General features: G+C 64.4%; 10 protein-coding genes and 1 pseudogene. 9 read left to right on the forward strand and 2 right to left on the reverse strand.

Annotated elements, in window-relative coordinates:
* Positions 1-20 precede the first annotated feature (20 nt).
* Entirely contained in the window at positions 21-4,442 is a 4,422-nt protein-coding gene (gene hrpA / locus OKW35_RS34060) for an ATP-dependent RNA helicase HrpA (RefSeq protein WP_429554398.1), read from the forward strand.
* 149 nt (positions 4,443-4,591) lie between these two features.
* Here hrpA and OKW35_RS34065 read toward each other — a convergent pair whose 3' ends face one another.
* Positions 4,592-7,102, reverse strand: a complete 2,511-nt coding sequence (locus OKW35_RS34065) for a YadA family autotransporter adhesin (protein ID WP_429554399.1) — start codon at positions 7,100-7,102, stop codon at positions 4,592-4,594.
* A 594-nt stretch (positions 7,103-7,696) separates the two neighbouring features.
* Here OKW35_RS34065 and OKW35_RS34070 point away from each other — a divergent pair.
* The 5 genes and pseudogenes from OKW35_RS34070 to OKW35_RS34090 all read left to right on the forward strand — a co-directional run.
* Positions 7,697-8,716 carry a beta-propeller fold lactonase family protein gene (locus OKW35_RS34070; RefSeq protein ID WP_184063866.1) on the forward strand — a complete coding sequence of 340 codons (1,020 nt, stop codon included), beginning with the start codon at positions 7,697-7,699 and terminating at the stop codon, positions 8,714-8,716.
* Positions 8,717-8,806: 90 nt separating this feature from the next.
* Entirely contained in the window at positions 8,807-9,805 is a 999-nt protein-coding gene (locus OKW35_RS34075) for a sterol desaturase family protein (protein WP_429405155.1), read from the forward strand.
* Positions 9,806-10,002: 197 nt separating this feature from the next.
* Positions 10,003-10,836 carry an EI24 domain-containing protein gene (locus OKW35_RS34080; protein WP_184048089.1) on the forward strand — a complete coding sequence of 278 codons (834 nt, stop codon included), beginning with the start codon at positions 10,003-10,005 and terminating at the stop codon, positions 10,834-10,836.
* A gap of 19 nt (positions 10,837-10,855) precedes the next feature.
* Entirely contained in the window at positions 10,856-11,701 is an 846-nt protein-coding gene (locus OKW35_RS34085; RefSeq protein WP_429554400.1) for a competence/damage-inducible protein A, read from the forward strand.
* Positions 11,702-11,714: 13 nt separating this feature from the next.
* Positions 11,715-12,662 (forward strand): annotated as a pseudogene (locus tag OKW35_RS34090) (glycoside hydrolase domain-containing protein); the annotation flags it as partial.
* Between the two features lie 312 nt (positions 12,663-12,974).
* On the opposite strand, the gene OKW35_RS34095 reads toward OKW35_RS34090, so the two are convergent.
* Positions 12,975-13,439 (reverse strand): rhodanese-like domain-containing protein, encoded by a 465-nt coding sequence (locus tag OKW35_RS34095; RefSeq protein ID WP_184022229.1) that lies wholly within the window; start codon positions 13,437-13,439, stop codon positions 12,975-12,977.
* Between the two features lie 454 nt (positions 13,440-13,893).
* Between OKW35_RS34095 and glnA the strand changes: the two genes are divergently transcribed.
* The 3 genes from glnA to ntrC all read left to right on the forward strand — a co-directional run bounded on the left by glnA (position 13,894) and on the right by ntrC (position 18,226).
* Positions 13,894-15,309, forward strand: coding sequence for a type I glutamate--ammonia ligase (glnA, locus tag OKW35_RS34100; RefSeq protein WP_184063875.1), 1,416 nt, complete (start codon positions 13,894-13,896; stop codon positions 15,307-15,309).
* 199 nt (positions 15,310-15,508) lie between these two features.
* Positions 15,509-16,651 (forward strand): nitrogen regulation protein NR(II), encoded by a 1,143-nt coding sequence (glnL, locus tag OKW35_RS34105; protein WP_184048104.1) that lies wholly within the window; start codon positions 15,509-15,511, stop codon positions 16,649-16,651.
* Positions 16,652-16,687: 36 nt separating this feature from the next.
* Positions 16,688-18,226 carry a nitrogen regulation protein NR(I) gene (gene ntrC, locus OKW35_RS34110; RefSeq protein ID WP_429489497.1) on the forward strand — a complete coding sequence of 513 codons (1,539 nt, stop codon included), beginning with the start codon at positions 16,688-16,690 and terminating at the stop codon, positions 18,224-18,226.
* Positions 18,227-18,345 lie beyond the last annotated feature (119 nt).

Raw genomic sequence — 18,345 nt, forward strand, 5'->3', positions numbered from 1 at the left:
GGGGATTATAATGCGCCCCCATGTCGAATGTACCCAAAAGTCCCGCTGGGGCGAACGAGAAACCGGCGTCGGCCGGCGAGCCGGCCAACCCCGGCGACACGATGCGCCGGCCAGCGCAGGATGCGAAACCCGATCAGGCGCGTGACGCGCGTCGGGGGGCGGGCGCGTCTGCGCGAAAGGTGCCGCCTGAAGGGAGCCGCAATACGCCTTCGGCCGCGCCTCGCGGTGAGCATGGCAAGCAGGCTCGCGACGAGGGAGGTGATGCGCGGCAAAGCGAGCAGCGCAATGAAATCCGCGACGCGCGCTCGGACACGCCTCGTGTTGAACAGCGTCGTGCGTCTCGCAACGAACAGGGAGATCGCGGGCCACGTAGCGAGCAACAACGCGGATCGACCCGAGGCGAGCAACGTCACGGATCGCGCGACAAACAATCGGGCGAGCCGCGCAAGGAACAACCTCGCGCGCCGCGCGAAGCGCGGCCGTCGCGGGTCGTCGAGCCGAATCCGATTCCACCGGTCACGTTTCCCGAAGCGCTTCCTGTCTCCGGTCGTCGCGACGAGATCGCGCGGGCGATCGCGGAGAATCAGGTCGTGATCGTGTCGGGCGAAACCGGCTCGGGCAAGACCACGCAGTTGCCGAAAATCTGCCTCGCGCTTGGCCGTGGTTTCGGTGCCGGCGGCAATGGTCTGATCGGCCATACGCAGCCGCGCCGGATCGCTGCGTCGGCGACCGGGCGCCGTATCGCCGAGGAACTCGGCACGCCGTTCGGCGAAGTGGTCGGCTATAAGGTGCGCTTCAACGACAACCTCGCGCCGGGCGCATCGGTCAAGCTGATGACCGACGGCATTCTGCTTGCGGAAACGCAGACCGATCCGCTGCTGAATGCCTACGACACGCTGATCATCGACGAAGCACACGAGCGCAGCCTCAACATCGATTTTCTGCTCGGCTACCTGAAGGAGATTCTTCCCAAGCGTCCCGACCTGAAGCTGATCGTCACCTCGGCGACGATCGACGCCGACCGTTTTGCGCGTCATTTCGGCAGCGACGACAAACCCGCGCCGGTGATCGAAGTGAGCGGCCGGATGTATCCGGTCGAGGTACGTTACCGTCCGGTCGTCGAGGACAGCCCGGCGGTCAAGGCGGCGCAAGGGACCTCGGGTGCAACCTCGTCTGGCCGCGAGCGCCCGAAGACGCAGCGCGAGACTGATCGTGATCTGATGGAGGCGATCGTCGACGCTGTCGACGAACTGTGCCGCGAAGGCCCCGGCGACGTACTGGTGTTCCTGCCCGGCGAGCGCGAGATTCGCGACGCCGCCGAGGCGCTGCGCAAACATCATCCGCCCCACACGGAGATCCTGCCGCTGTTCGCGCGGCTCTCGGCCGCCGAGCAGGAGCGCGTGTTCCGCGCGTCGAACGCGCGCCGCATCGTGCTCGCGACCAACGTCGCCGAAACTTCGCTGACGGTACCCGGCATCCGCTACGTGGTCGACACCGGCCTTGCGCGCGTGAAGCGCTACTCGTATCGCAACAAGGTCGAGCAGTTGCAGGTCGAGTCGATTTCGCAGGCCGCCGCGAACCAGCGCGCAGGGCGTTGCGGCCGGGTCGCCGATGGCATCTGCATTCGTCTGTATGAGGACAGCGACTTCCAGGGCCGCGCGCGCTTCACCGATCCGGAAATTCTGCGCTCGTCGCTTGCTTCGGTGATTCTGCGCATGAAGTCGCTGCATCTGACGGCGATCGAAACCTTCCCGTTTATCGAACCGCCGCCGGGCCGTGCGATTTCCGATGGCTACCAGTTGCTCAACGAGCTCGGCGCCGTCGACGACGACACCCACCTGACGCCGCTCGGCCGCGAACTCGCGCGACTGCCGCTCGATCCGCGCGTTGGCCGCATGATCCTCGCCGCGCGCGACCAGCAGGCGCTGAAGGAAGTGCTGATCATCGCGAGTGCGCTGTCCGTGCAGGACCCGCGCGATCGCCCGATCGAAGCGCAGGAGCAGGCGGACCAGGCGCATCGCCGGTTCGCCGACGAGCGCTCCGAATTCCTGCAGTGGCTGAAGATCTGGAACTGGTTCGACGAAGCGATCGCGCACAAGAAATCGAACCGGCAGCTGCAGGACGAGTGCCGCAAGAACTTCCTGTCGCAACTGCGGCTGCGCGAATGGCGCGACGTCCACTCGCAGCTGCTGACGGTGGTGCGCGAGCACGGCTGGCGGCTGAACGAAGCGGAGGCGACATTCGAGCAGATCCATCTGGCGCTGCTGACCGGTCTGCTCGGCAACATCGGCCTGAAAGCCGACGACGAGCCGTACTACCTCGGCGCGCGCGGCATCAAGTTCTATTTGTGGCCCGGCTCGGCGCTCGTGAAAAAAGCAGGCAAGTGGGTGATGGCCGCCGAGCTCGTTGAAACGAGCCGTCTGTACGCGCGCTGTATCGCGAAAATCGAGCCGGAGTGGGTCGAGAAGGTCGGCGCGCATCTGCTCAAGAAGTCGTTGTCCGAGCCGCATTGGGAAAAGCGCGCGGCGCAGGTGTCCGCGTTCGAGCGCGCGATGCTGTACGGCCTGCCGATCTATCACCGGCGGCGCGTTGCATTCGGCAAGCAGGACCCGGCGCGGGCGCGCGAGCTGTTCATTCGCGGTGCGCTCGTCGAAGGCGAGTTCGACACGAAGCTTGCGTTCTTCGCGCACAACCGCAAGCTGCTCGCCGACATCGAGCAGCTCGAGCACAAGTCGCGCCGCCAGGACGTGTTGGTCGACGACGAATTGATCTACGCGTTCTACGATCAGGCGCTGCCGGACGGCATCCATACCGGCGCCGCGTTCGAGCGCTGGTATCGCGACGAGGTCGAAAAGAGCGGCCAGGCGGAGGACAAGCTGCGGCTGTTGTATTTGTCCCGAGACGATCTGATGCGGCACGAGGCGGCGGGTGTCACGACGGATCTGTTCCCTAAGCGGCTGACGATGGCGGGCATCGAGATGGCGCTGACCTACCACTTCGAGCCGGGCACGCCGCGCGACGGCGTGACGCTCGCAGTACCGCTGTACGCGCTGAACCAGGTCGACGCGCGCCGCTGTGAGTGGCTCGTGCCCGGGATGCTGAAAGAAAAGGCGCAGTTGCTGCTGAAGTCGCTGCCGCAAAAGCTGCGTCGGCATTGCGTGCCGCTCCCCGAGTACGCGGCGGGCTTCGCCGAACGGCACGGCGCACAGCGCTTCGGAGGAGGAGGCTTGCTCGAGGCGCTGATCGCCGACCTGCGCGAGCAGACCCAGGTCACGATGAAGCAGTCCGACTTCAAGCTCGAGACGCTGCCCGCGCATCTGTTCATGAACTTCAAGGTCATCGACGAACATGGCCGGCAGCTCGCGATGGGGCGCAATTTGTCGCAACTGCGCGCCGAGCTCGGCGCTCAGGCGCAGCAGCATTTCCAGAAGCTCGTTTCGGGCGCGGCGGGCGCCGCCTTGGCCGACGCGGGCGGCGGCGGTGTTGCGGCACCTGCACGCTCTCCAGATTTGGCTCAGAGCGGCGCGTCGCGCGGCAAGGGCGCGGCCACGCCGCAACCCGCGACACCCGAAGGCGCACCAGCCACCGCACTGTATGAAAACCTGACCACGTGGAATTTCGGCAAGTTGCCCGAGTTGCTCGAAATTCGCCGTGGTGGTCAGACTCTGTTTGGCTACCCGGCGCTCGTGGACCGTGGCACCCATTGCGACGTCGAGGTGTTCGATTCGCCGGAAGAAGCCGCGCGGATTCATCGGGCGGGCTTGCGTCGGCTCTTCGCGCTGCAGTTGAAGGAGCCGATCAAGTATCTGGAGAAGAATCTGCCCGGCCTGCGCGAAATGGCCATGCAGTTCATGCCGCGCGGCACGCAGGAGGAACTGCGCGATCAGCTGATCGACACCGCACTCGACCGCGCGTGTCTGCAGGATCCGCTGCCCGACGACGATGCGAGCTTCCATGTCCGCCGCGACGAAGGGCGTAGCCGCCTCACGTTGCTCGCGCAGGAAATTTCGCGGCTGGTCGGTCAGATTCTTGGCGAATACGCGAGCCTGACGAAGAAGCTCCTGCAGGCGAAGCCATTCGTGGCCGCGTACACCGATCTGCAGAATCAGCTCGATGCGCTGATCGGCAAGCGTTTTGTCGTCGATACGCCGTATGCCCAACTCGCACATTTCCCGCGTTATCTGAAGGGGATGGCGCTGCGTATCGACAAGCTGCGCGCGGACGCCATACGCGACGCGCGCCAGTTCGCCGAATTCCAGCCGCTGCTGCAGCACTATCAGCGCGCGGTGTCGCAGCGCGGCGGCGTCGTGGATCCGCGGCTTGCGGAATTCCGCTGGCTCCTCGAAGAATTGCGCATCTCGCTGTTTGCGCAGGAGTTGCGCACCCCGATGCCGGTTTCGGTGAAGCGCCTGCACAAGGTGTGGGAGTCGATGCAGCGCTAAAGCCTGGGCGCTCGCTCGCGGACGCTGGACACTGGGTGTGCACCGCGGCCGATGAGCGGGCCCGCGCACCGGTGCGCGCGGGGTACACCGAGCGTCCTCTGAGCGCCGTCGCGGCCGGACTCGGTCCGATACGTTCACTCGAGCTGATTTCACCAATGCATCCCCGCGCCGATCGATGCGCCGAACTGTCGGCGAGAGTCGGTGCTGCCTTGGACCTTGTAGATCCATTTGCCGGTGTCCGACAACTGCGACACGCTGATTGCGAGCGCAGATTGACCGCCGTACGTGCCACCCGCCATGGCGACCATGCCGTGTCCCGGCAGCACCGCTTGCGGCAAAGCTGCCATCGCGAGCGCCGATGCCGTGCCCCCGTAGCTGTCCCGACGGGCGGAGCGGATCTGGTCGTCGGTATAGCGATTCGACGCGCTGATCGCGCCGCTCACGCTTTGCTGCAACTGATTGACGTTGACCGCGTCGGTGCCTCGCACGCCGGCCGCGACGTTGGCGATCTGGCGTTCCTGGCCCGCCGCGCCAACCGATACCGTGTTCGCTCGGTCGGCGACGGAGCCCTGGCCTAACGCCACCGAGTTGTCGGCGCTCGCGCTGGCTGCGGCACCGACCGCCGTCGCGTTGTTGCCGCTGGCGATGGCGTTCGCTCCGATGCTTGCCGCGTTGGCGCCGCTTGCTTGTGCATTCGCTCCGACGGCAATCGCGTTCGTGCCGGCCGCCTCTGCGTTCGCACCCTCGGCGACCGTGTTGACGCCGCTCGCCCGCGCGTTCGCCCCGGCCGCAATCGCGTGCGCGCCGGACGCATGCGCGCTCTCAGTCGCGCTATCGCCTGCCGCGCTGAACAACGCGTCGGCCGTGCCGATCGTCGCGTTATTGATCGCGCCTTCGAGCGCCGCGTTCAGCTGACCGAGGTTGACCGCGTCGGACGCCTGTACGCCGTCCGCGACGTTGTGGATGACGGTGCCCTCCGTGGTATCGCCGCCGAGCGTAACGCTGTTCCGGTTGATGCTGCCGTCGGCGTTCGTGTCGTACATGACCGCGCCGTCGAGCTTCGCTGCGGTCGCGCTGCTCTGGTCGCTCACCGCTTTCAGCTGGGCGACGTTGACCGCATCGGTGTCGGCGGTGCCAGCCGCGACGTTGGTGATCTGGCGCTCGTTGCCCGTTGAACCGACCGACACGGTACCCGCGCGATCGGCGATCGAGCCCTGGCCGAGCGCGACGGAGTTTGCAACTAGCGCGCTCGAGTTAGATCCGAGCGAAAGTGCGTTGTCGGCGGCTGCGCTGGCACCGGAGCCGAGCGCGAGGGCGCCGGCGCCGTTCGCCGTGGCGTTGGAGCCGAGCGCCGTCGCACCGGAGCCGTAGGCCGACGCTGAGGCGCCCAGCGAGGTCGCGTCGGCCGTGCCGGCGACGGCGCCCGCGCCGATCGCGGTCGAGTCGGTTGCGCTGGCGCGGGCGCTGGTGCCGAATGCGGTTGCGTTGCTGCCCATAGCGCTGGCGTTGCTGCCCGCGGCAAGCGCGTGCGTGCCGTCTGCGAGCGCCTCGTTGGAGCCGTCGACCGGGTCAGCGGCGCTGAAGTAATGCAGCGCGCTGCTTTGAGCGAGTGCATCGACCTTGTTGTCGACCGCGCTCAACTGGCTCACGTTGACCGCGTCGGTGGGCGCGGCGCCCGCGGCGACGTTGGTCAGGCGACGCTCGTTGTTCGCCGAGCCGAGCGAGACTTCGCCCGTCGCGCTGGAGGCCGCGATCGGGGTGGCGCCCGTTCCCACGGGCACAAACGCGCTTTGCGACAGATCCGTCGTGGTGCTGGCGTTGGCGCCTAGCGCGACGCTATTGTCGGCGCTCGCGTTTGCGTTGCTGCCGAGCGCGATCGCGCCGGCTCCCGCGGCCGTTGCGCCGAAGCCGATTGCGCTGGCGTAGGCGCCGCGTGCCTGCGCGGCAACGCCGAGGGCGATGGCGCCGACGCCGCTGACGACGGCATTACTGCCAAGCGCGACGCTCGAGTCCGCGAGCGCCGAGGCCCATGCTCCGGCGGCGAGCGAGTTGGCGCCTCCGGCCTGCGCGACATAGCCGAGCGCGGTCGATCCGACGCTGGTTGCCGTGGATAGGGAGCCAAACGCGGAGGCGGCCGAGTCCGCCGCTATTGAACCGGAGCCCGCTGCGACCGAGTCGACGCCAAGCGCCGACGCGTTCAGACCGAGCGCGGTCGCGCGTTCCGCTTGCGCATTCGCATAAGGCCCGAAGGCGCTCGCGCCTTCGCCTTGTGCGGAAGAGGAGAGGCCCATGGCGACGGCGCTATCGCCGTGCGCCGTGGCGTTCGCCCCTAACGCGATCGTGCCGTCGTTTTGCGCGTTCGCCTGCGAGCCGACCGCCAGCGATGAGTCGCCGCTTGCGGTGGCCTGTGCGCCTATCGCGACCGCGATGTCGCCGGGCGCGCTGGCCGTGCCTACCTCGACGGAATCGACGCCGGCGCCTGTCGCTTCCGTGACGTAAAGGGCCGCCGCCGCTATTGCAACACCCGCGGTACTTCGAACCGCCCGTGCGATGCTTTTCTGGCGCGCGGAAGCACGGTGTGTTTGCAGGCAGGCAGTTCGCGGCGCTGCGACTTTTATTTGAGACGTGGTATGGCGAATTATCGAAATATTCTTGTTCATCAATTAAAAATCCTCCGCATTATTGTAGTTAGTGGCACGTAGTTAGTGGCGCGCAGCGCGTATTCCGACTTTGACGTGAAGTTATTGCCTGGTGGGTTTGAAAATATTGAAAATACAAAAACGCCGGTCATTGGTAAGGCTTGCGTTATTTGGCCGAGCGCGCGTCAGCCCGGCGATGTACGCTCGGGATTCATGGGGGAGGCGCTACCGGGGCGGCGCGTATGGAGAATTCTCCGATGTCCGCGTGCAATTCAGATATCAGCAAACTCCGAAATTCAATCGGGCTAAAAAATATATTAATACGGCTAGGTTTTTATTGATAAGGAAAGAGGAGTATTCTTATTGTTCCCGCTAATCATTTGCGCGATTTTAACGTGTGGCTGATGCATGATTGACCCTGACAGGGAGAGCACATTGATTCCTCACTCGAAAACCCGCGGCGCGAGCATCAAACCGGACGTGGCAGACGAAACCTCCCGCACGCGGCCGCGCTTCATCGCACCCGTCATTTTTCGGTCGTCGCCAGTGACTTACGTCAACCGCCCGGACCGGCAAACGTTCTACAATGACCGTTGTTCTCCGAAGCGAGTTTTCATGCGTCAATTTTTTCTTCCCGGCTTGAGTGCCACGTTCGCCGCGACCGCGGTGCTGGTCGCCGCCGCAGGCTTTTTTTCTCCAGCGGCGCACGCCAATAACGTGATCGTGCTCAATTCTGGCGAGGCCACGCTGAGCCTGATCGACGAGAACAGCCACCAGGTCATCGGCACCGTGCCCACGGGCAAGGAACCGCATCACCTGATGGCCACGCCGGACAATTCCTCGCTGATCGTCGCCAATTCGGTGTCGAACAGCCTGATGTTCGTCGATCCGAAAACGGGGCAGTTACAGCGCTGGGTCGAGAACATCGAAGATCCCTATCAGATCGGTTTTTCGCCTGATCGCAAGTGGCTCGTCACTACGGGACTGCGGCTCGATCGACTCGACATCTATCACTACGACAACCAGAAAAACCAGATGACGCTGGCTTCACGGCTGCCGCTCGCGGTGATGCCGAGCCACATGGCGTTCTCGAATGACAGCAAGACGGTGTTCGTCTCGCTGCAGATCTCGGGCGAGCTCGCCGCCATCGACCTGCCCACGCAAACCGTCAAATGGAAGATGAAGGTCGGCAAGGTGCCCGCGGGTCTGTGGATGACGCCGGGGGAAAAGTACCTGCTCGTCGGCATGACCGGCGAGGACTGCGTCGCCGTGGTGGACTGGCGCAACCAGAAGGTCGTCAAGACAATTCACACGGGCAAGGGCGCTCACAATTTCCGCTCGCTCGCCGACGGCAAGCATGTCGCGGTGTCGAACCGCGTCGCTAGCACGATCAGCATCATCGACGAAGACACGCTCACCAACGTCGGCGACATCACCGGCCTGATGCCGGGACCGGACGATATGGAACTTTCCGCCGACAAACGCTATCTGTGGGTGACCTTCCGCTTCGCGAAGCATGTTGGCATCATCGATCTCAACACGCGCAAGCTGATCCAGACCATTGCGGTGGGCCGCTCGCCGCACGGCATCTATTTCTTCGACCGCGCGCCGGTGACGGCGCCGAACGGCGCTTGAGGGGCCTGAGGGCGCCCGACAGTGCCTGAGGGCAACAGGGCAGAGCCAGGACGCCACGAGCCACCAAGGATGAAGTAACAGGCCAGCATCATGTTCCATCTGATTTTCTCCTCACTCGACAGCTTCGTTTCAGCCGCGCAGACGTGGCTGTACGTCGACGTGGTGCAGCCGCTGCTGTTCCGGTTCGATCTGATGGACTACGACGAGGACACCTACGACAGCCTGTACTGGGTCATCGTCGGTGTGCTCGAGGTGCTCGCGATGTACGCGATCCTGCGTCCGCTCGAGGCGCTGCGCCCGGTCGAGCAATGGGAGAACCGCAAGGCCGTGCGCGTCGACGTGCTGTACACGTGGATCGCCAAGCTCGGCATTCTGAACCTGTTCTTTTTCTTCGCGCTGCAACCGTTCTTCGACAACGTGCAAGGCTGGCTGCGGCTGCACGGCATCGCGAACCTGAACTTCGACAACCTGTGGCCCGGCGTGACCACGCAGCCGCTCGTCACGTTCGTCATGTATCTGCTCGTACTCGATTTCGCCGGCTACTGGTATCACCGCTGGCAGCACCGCGTCGGCGTGTGGTGGGAGCTGCATGCGGTACACCATAGTCAGCGGCAGATGTCGCTGTGGTCCGACGATCGCAACCATCTGCTCGACGATCTGCTGCAGGCGTCGTTCTTCGCGATGATCGCGCTCGCGATCGGTGTGCCGCCGTCGCAGTTCGTCGTGCTGGTTGCGATCACGAATCTCGCGCAAAGCGTGCAGCACGCGAACATCCGCCTGTATTACGGCTGGCTCGGCGAGCGGCTGCTCGTCAGCCCGGCGTTCCACCGCCGTCACCACGCGATCGGGTACGGTCATGAAGGGCTCAATTACGGTTGCAATTTCGGCGTGCTGTTCCCGTGGTGGGACATGTTGTTCCGCAGCGTGTCGTGGAGCCGCGATATGGAGCCGACCGGTATCAGCGATCAGCTCGAAGGCCGCCGCTATGGCGATGGATTCTGGGCGCAGCACTGGTTCGCCTTCGTGCGCATCGCGCATCGCCTCGTATCGAAGCGCCGCGCACCCGGCAACGACACCGCTGCCGTTTGAGTCGGTTCAGAGTCCGTTCTGAGTCCATTGCGGATCCATTCGAGCGCGCACTCCGCCGCGCTGCTCGCTTCCGCCGGCGGCGCGTTCCTTGGTTTATGCTGTGCACGTTCGAGCGCACCCTCCAGTGCCCCAGCATGCCTGGCCCGGGCGCGGCGCGATTCTCCCGTCCATCGTTTCGTTCGCAGGCACTGGCTCGCATGAATGATCTGTTGCGCTCGTTTGGGCGCGCACTCGCAAGCGCGTTGCATCCGCGCATGCTCTGGCTGACCTTCAAACCGTTTATCGTCGCGACGGTCGGCTGGGGCGTACTCCTGTGGTTCTTCTGGCAGACGCTGACCGGCGCGACCCGCACCTGGCTCGACGACTGGTCTTTCACCGCCACGCTTTATCATCTGTTCGACGTGCTCGGTTTTTCGACGCTGCACGCGGTCATCGCGCCGTTCATCGTGATTGCGATGGCGATCCCGCTGATCGTCGTCACGGTGCTGCTGCTGATCGCCATGCTGTCGATGCCGGCCGTGATCCGCTTTCTCGCGGCCCGCCAGTTCGCCGGGCTGGAGATGCGCCACGGCGGAACGTGGTACGGTAGCCTCGGTCAGGCGCTCTGGACCACGCTGCTGTGTCTGGCGCTGCTGATCGTCACGTTGCCGCTGTGGCTCGTGCCGCCGTTCTTCGCGTTGATTCCGCCGCTGCTGTGGGGATGGCTCACGTATCGCGTGATGACCTACGACGCGCTCTCGTTGCATGCGACGCGCGACGAGCGGCGCGAACTGGTGCGGCGCCACCGGCTGCCGTTGCTGCTGATCGGTATCGTGAGCGGCCTGCTAGGTTCGCTGCCGACGCTGTTGTGGGCGTCGTCGGTATGGCTGATTGTGCTGTTCCCGGTGATCACGACGGTGACGATCTGGATTTACGCGTTCATCCTCGTGTTCTCGGCGCTATGGTTCGGCAACTACTGCCTGCGCGCGCTGCAGCGCATGCGGGCGGAAGCGCCTGGTGGCGCGCGCGAGGTCGCGCCGGTTCCCTATTGATCAAACGAAAGAGGCGGCAATGGCATTTGGCGTCATCATCATCGGCGATGAAATCCTCTCGGGCAGACGCGTCGACAAGCATCTGCCGAAGGTCATCGAGTTGCTCCGCGGGCGCGGGCTGTCGCTCGGCTGGGCGGAGTACATCGGCGACGATCCGGAGCGCATCACGGCGACGCTGCGGCGCACGTTCGCGTCGGGCGACGTCGTGTTCTCGACGGGCGGTATCGGTGCGACACCGGACGACCACACGCGCCAGTGCGCGGCGGCCGCGCTCGGCGTGCCGCTCGAGCTGCATCCGGAAGCCGCGAAGCTGATTCAGGAGCGTATCCGCGACATGTATCCGGCGAACTCGCCGGCGCCGCTCGATCTGAACTCGCCCGAGAACCGGCATCGCCTGAATATGGGCACGTACCCGCAGGGCGCCGACATCATTCCGAACGGCTACAACAAGATTCCGGGCTTTTCGATCCGCCAACACCATTTCGTGCCGGGTTTCCCGGTGATGGCCTGGCCGATGATCGAGTGGGTGCTCGACACGCGGTACGCGCATCTGCATCACACGACGCCGCACGCTGAAAAATCGCTGCTGGTGTTCGAGTTGCCGGAGTCGCGCGTGACGCCGCTGATGGAGAAAATCGAGCGCGATTTTCCGGGCGTGCGGGTGTTCAGCCTGCCGAGCGTCGGGGATGCGGAGCGCGGCGGCGTGTATGCGCGGCATCACATCGATCTGGGTGTGAAGGGTGAACCGGAAGCCGTCGCCGCGGCGTTCGTGAAGCTGCGAGAGGGGGTGCATCTGCTCGGTGGCGATATCGTCGAGCCTGAAGCGGCGGCAGCGGCTTCGGCAGCGGCCACGGGTAAGCCGTGAAGCTGAGCGGGCCCTCAATACGATTCAGGTAAGTAGTCAGGACACGACTGCGCTGACGAAGTTTTATACGGCGTTCTATCACGCGCTGTGGGCGCCGAGCGTATTCAGCGATTCCAACGGCCAATATATCGGCTTCGACCAGCAGGTCCATACGGTTAGCGCGGGCCACGCGGCGCAGTACACCAGCTTTTCGGGCTGGGACATCTATCGCTCGCTGATTGCGCTCAAAGCCACGCTGTTTCCTCAGGAAACCAGCGATATGGTGCAGTCGCTAGTCAACGATGCGGATCAGTGCGGCGCGATTCCGCATTGGGTCAACGACAACGTCGAGGATGGCGTGATGCCCGGCGACGCCGGCTCGCTGATCGTGGCGGGCGCCTATGCATTCGGCGCGCGAGCGTTCGATACCTCGGGCGCGCTGAAGCACATGATCAAGATGGCCAACGTTCCCGGAACGGCGTGCAATGGCGTGACCACGAACGGCGGCCGCGCCAGTTATCTGCAGTTCGGCTACATCACGAATGGCGAATGGGGGCAGGCATCGTCGACGCTCGAATACGCGAGCAGCGATTTCGCCATTTCGCAGTTTGCCGGCCAACTGGGCAATTCAACGATCCAGAAGATGCTGCTGAGCCGCTCGGCCTATTGGCAGAACCTGCTCAACACGTCGCTGCCGCCGCCTCTGATCGCCGCGCGCAACTCGGACGGAAGCTGGATTGCGCAGACGCAGAGCAGCACCGACAACTACGTCGAAGGCAATGCCGGGCAGTACACGTGGATGGTGCCGTTCAACCCGGTCGGACTGTTTGCGCAACTGGGCGGCAACGCGGCGGCGGTGTCGCGCCTGAACGCGTTCTTTACGGTGTTGAACGCGGGGATGAGCCTGCCCAATTTCTATATGGGCGACGAACCGACCTTCGAGGTGCCATGGCTATATAACTGGGCGAGCGATGGCGGTGGGGCAGACCATGGCGATGCCGCCGGGCGAGCTCGTGGCGAGCGTCACGCTGCCGAAACAGGTCAGCGCGGGCAAGTTGCACGTGTTCGGGATTTCGGCCGCGCCCTGAACACAATGGAGCGCCGCGCGCGCGCGGCGCTCGACAAAACAAGCGGTCCGCGCCTGAGGGTCAGGTTGGCGCGAACCGCGACATCGCAGTGTCACAACCCGCGCCGACGATGCAATCAATCCGTGGTCGGCGCGAACCGTTTCAATCGGCGTGCTTCAGCGCCGCGCCACGGGCTTCCGCAGATGCGGGCAGTGCGCCACGCGCCATCAGGCTCCGATCCACGGCAAGCCGCGAAAACACCATCCCGACACCGTCTTCCGATGCCCCTGGCCGTCCTTGTCGCCTTCGAAGCCTTCCAGCAGGTCATACGCCTTCGTGAAGCCGGCCTGGGTCGCGGCGATCGCGGCGAGCTTCGAGCGTGCGGCGCTGCGGCACAGGAACAGCACCGGCGTGTCGGGCGAGGCGACCTGCGCGAGTTGCTGCACGAACTCCTGATTGGGCACCGCGCCCGGATAGCGCGTCCATTCGACATGCGCGTATTGGCCATCACCGATCACCGGCCGGCCGACCCAGTCGAGCTCGGCGCGGGTACGCACGTCGACGAGACGCGTGCGCGGATCGAGTTCCAGCAGTTCGAACGCCTCGGCCGGCGATACCGCGCCCGCGTAGGGCAGTTGGTTCTCGGTGCGGCGGGCGTCCGCCTTCGCGTAAAGCTGTTCGAGCGTGCTCATGAGCGTCAATCTCCTTCGGACCAAATGATCATTCTAGCGCGCTGCAGGCAGCGCACAGACCTGTGTAGACTGGACGACGCCGGGCAGTCGCGGGCGCCGTCCCAACCTCGATGCGCAAATTTGGTGCATTTCCTGCTGAATGCACCACAATGGTAGGGACCGTCGTTTCCAAAGCGGTGAATGCGCGAAATTGGTGCGTTGCAATGCCCGCACGTTTGTTTGCGAGTCTGCTCGCGCCTCGTGCGTGGCCGGCAAACGTAAGCGGCGTAATGGTGTGCGCCGGATTTGCCCATGCGAGGCCCAGAGGTGGCACACTATCTGCTTTATTGGTGCCGATCGATTTATCCCGGCAGAATTTTCCGCCCGCGACGCCATATAAGTGGACGTTCCGGGATGGGTCAGCTAGATTGGGCGGCGGCTGAATCCGCCGAAATTGTTAATCAGGAGATAGGTTATGAGTAAATCCGTGGCCGACGTCATTCAACTCGTCAAGGACGAAGACGTCAAGTTTGTCGACTTCCGTTTCACCGACACGCGCGGCAAGGAACAACACGTTTCGGTGCCGGTGTCGGCATTCGATGAAGACAAGTTCGAAAGCGGCCATGCGTTTGACGGATCGTCGATTGCCGGCTGGAAGGGCATCGAAGCATCGGACATGTTGCTGGTCCCGGACGCGAACACGGCCTTCATCGACCCGTTCTACGAAGAATCGACCCTCGTGCTGACCTGTGACGTCGTCGAACCGGCTGACGGCAAGGGCTACGAGCGCGACCCGCGCTCGCTCGCGAAGCGCGCCGAAGCGTACCTGAAGAGCTCGGGGCTCGGCGACACCGCGTACTTCGGTCCGGAACCGGAATTCTTCATTTTCGACTCGGTCCAGTGGAACACGGACCAGTCGGGCTGCTTCGTGAAGATCGGTTCGGAAGAAGCACCGTGGTCGTCGGCGAAGGAATTCGAAGGCGGCAACACCGGCCACCGTCCGGGCACCAAGGGCGGCTACTTCCCGGTCGCGCCGGTCGATTCCTTCCAGGACATCCGTTCGGAAATGTGTCTGCTGCTCGAACAGATCGGCATTCCGGTCGAAGTGCATCACCACGAAGTGGGGGGCATGGGCCAGAATGAAATCGGCACGAAGTTCTCGACGCTGGTGCAGCGCGCCGACTGGACGCAGCAACTGAAGTACATCATCCAAAACGTCGCGCACACGTACGGCAAGACGGCAACGTTCATGCCGAAGCCGGTCGTCGGCGATAACGGTTCGGGCATGCACGTTCACCAGTCGATCTGGAAGGACGGCACGAACCTGTTCGCAGGCAACGGCTACGCAGGTCTGTCGGAATTCGCGCTCTTCTACATCGGCGGCATCATCAAGCACGCTCGCGCGCTGAACGCGATCACGAACCCGGGTACGAACTCGTACAAGCGTCTCGTGCCGCACTTCGAAGCGCCGGTCAAGCTCGCTTACTCGGCTCGCAACCGTTCGGCATCGATCCGAATTCCGCACGTGTCGAACCCGAAGGGCCGCCGTATCGAAACGCGCTTCCCGGATCCGCTGGCGAATCCGTACCTGTGCTTCTCCGCGCTGATGATGGCGGGTCTGGACGGCGTGCAGAACAAGATTCACCCGGGCGAAGCCGCCGACAAGAACCTGTACGACCTGCCGCCGGAAGAGGATGCAAAGATCCCGACCGTGTGCGCGGGCCTCGACCAGGCTCTCGACTCGCTCGACGCGGACCGCGAGTTCCTGACGCGCGGCGGCGTGTTCACGGATGCGATGCTCGACGCGTACATCGAACTGAAGACGACGGAACTGCAGCGTTATCGTCAGGCGGTGCACCCGATCGAATTCGAAATGTATTACTCGCTGTAAGCGGCCATGGCGCTTCGCCCTTCACCCGGCGAAGCGCTTTGCCCGACGCTCGCGATCGGTCACAAAGGGACGGCGGCGCCGTCCCTTTTTCGTTAGGCCGTACGCACGGCCGGCCGCGCGCGGGCAACACGGCATTCGGTGAAGCACAATAAAGCAGCACTCCTGATTTATCACCATCTCCTACCGGCCAGACTGCAAGATGGTTCTCAAGAATCTGATCAAGGCAAGGAAAGGACACGAACAGACGCTGTCGGACGACATGCAACTCGTGAGTTCCGGCTTGCTGCCAGGCTTCGAGGCGCTGCCGACCGTCTTGCTGGTGCTCGAGAAGCGCACGCTGCGCGTCGCGTTCGCGAATCCGTCGGCGGAGTCGATGCTGGAGATGTCTCGCAAGCAACTCACGCAGATGGCGTGGCCAGACATCTTCTCGAACGCGGACGAACTGGTCGCGACGATCACCGCGATCGCCGCGCACCGCTTTCACGCGACGCATCTGGACGCCGTGCTCGAGCGTCCCGGCCACGAGCCGCTGCACGTGCATGCGATCGTCGGTTTTCTGGAAAGCGCGCAGGACTACGTGTTGCTCGAACTGTTCGAGAACGAGCGGCATCTGCGCACCGACCGCGAAGAGCGCATCAACGACCTGACCGCCGTCAACAAGCATCTGATCCGCAATCTCGCGCACGAAATCAAGAATCCGCTGGGCGGCATTCGCGGCGCCGCGCAACTGCTCGAGTTCGAACTCGGCGAACGTGAGCGCGACGAGTTGCGCGAGTACACCCAGGTCATCATCAAGGAGTCGGACCGTCTGCAGACGCTGGTCGACCGCTTGCTCGAACCGCACCGGCATCCGCATATCGTCGGCGACGTGAATGTTCACGAGGTGTGCGAGCGCGTGCGTCAGGTGATTCTCGCGGAGTTTCCGCGCGGCCTGACGATCGAGCGCGACTACGACGTCAGCGTGCCGGATCTGCGCGGCGACAAGGAGCAACTGATCCAGGCGCTGCTGAACATCGTGCGCAATGCGGCCGAGGCGTTGCGCGAGCGGATCTCGCAGGGCGATGCGCGCATCGAATTGCGCACGCGCATCGCGCGCAAGGTCACGATTTCAAAACGCCTGTGCAAGCTGGCATTGGACTTGCATATCATCGACAACGGCCCAGGCATTCCCGAAGAGATTCGCGACCGCATTTTCTATCCGCTCGTGTCGGGGCGCGAGGACGGCAGCGGTCTCGGTCTCACGCTAGCGCAGACCTTCGTGCAGCAGCACGAAGGTCTGATCGAGGTGGACAGCCGGCCGGGCCATACCGAGTTTCAGATTCTGCTGCCGCTCGACCTCTAGATAACACAAGCACCTCAAGACTTCTGACCGACCTATATGAAGCCGATCTGGATAGTAGACGACGATCAATCAATTCGCTGGGTGCTCGAGAAAGCGCTGGCGCGCGAGAACTTCGCGACGCGCAGCTTCGCGAACGTGCGCGAAGCGTCGGCCGCGCTCGATCACGACAGCCCGCAGGTGCTGGTCTCCGATATCCGCATGCCTGGCGGCTCCGGGCTGGAGCTGCTGCAAACCGTACGCGACAAGGTGCCGGGCTTGCCGGTCATCATCATGACTGCGTTCTCGGATCTCGATAGCGCGGTCGCCGCATTCCAGGGCGGCGCGTTCGAGTATCTGGCGAAGCCGTTCGACGTCGACAAGGCCGTCGAGCTGATTCGCCGCGCGGTCGACGAAAGCATGCGCGGCGAGCAGACGTGGGACGACCGCGTCGCCGAAGCGCCCGAGATGCTCGGCCAGGCGCCCGCGATGCAGGACATGTTTCGCGCGATCGGCCGCCTGTCGCATTCGGCGGCCACCGTGCTCATTACCGGCGAATCAGGCACCGGGAAGGAACTGGTCGCGCGTGCGCTGCACCGACATAGCCCACGCGCGAACGGCCCCTTCATCGCGTTGAACACGGCCGCGATTCCGAAGGATTTGCTGGAGTCCGAACTGTTCGGTCATGAGCGCGGGGCGTTCACCGGCGCGCAGGCGATGCGCCAGGGACGCTTCGAGCAGGCCGAGAACGGCACGCTGTTTCTCGACGAAATCGGCGACATGCCGTTCGATCTGCAGACGCGTCTGTTGCGCGTGCTGTCGGACGGGCAGTTCTATCGCGTGGGCGGCCACAATCCGTTGCGCGCGAATGTGCGGGTGATCGCGGCGACGCACCAGAATCTCGAATCGCGCGTGCGGCAGGGACTGTTTCGCGAGGACCTGTATCACCGTCTGAACGTGATCCGTCTGCGTTTGCCCGCGTTGCGCGAGCGCAACGAGGATATCCCGCTGCTGACGCGGCATTTCCTGCAAAAGAGTGCGCGCGATCTCGGCGTCGAACCGAAGCGCGTGTCCGAGGAGGCGCTCGCGTATCTCGCGTCGCTGCCGTTTCCGGGCAACGTGCGGCAACTCGAGAACCTCGCGAACTGGCTCACGGTGATGGCGCCCGCGCAGACGATCGAAACCAAGGATCTGCCGCCCGATCTCGGTCCCGCGCACGGCGCCGGGAGCGAGCTTGGTGCGGGCGCCGCTGCCGGCGCGACGACGGATGGCACCGTGGCGACCAATGCGGGAATCGCGGGCGGCGTGCCGCTCGCTGGCACGAACGGCGGCGCGCTCGTGCATCCGGGTGGGGCGGCCGGCGCGTCGGTCGCCACCGCGCTGAGCGCATGGGAAGGCGGCTTGCGCACCGAAGTCGCGCGTATGCTGCGCGAAAACGCGGCCGACGTGATGGACGAACTCGCGCGCCGCTTCGAAGCGGCCGTGATCCGCGAAGCGCTCGACTTCACGCGCGGCCGCAAGGTCGAGGCGGCCGAGCGGCTCGGCATCGGGCGCAATACGATTACGCGCAAGATTCAGGAGCTCAATCTGGAGCCTTGACTGGAGCCTTGACGCGCTCGTTCTGAGCGATGCTCCATGGCAGGCGGGGGCGGCTCAGGCCGCCTTCGTCGTTGTTGCATCGCGCCCCGCGGCAAACCGTCAACCACCGCGCACGAGGC

This window comes from Paraburkholderia sp. MM5477-R1 (assembly GCF_050436385.1).
GTDB lineage: Bacteria > Pseudomonadota > Gammaproteobacteria > Burkholderiales > Burkholderiaceae > Paraburkholderia > Paraburkholderia tuberum.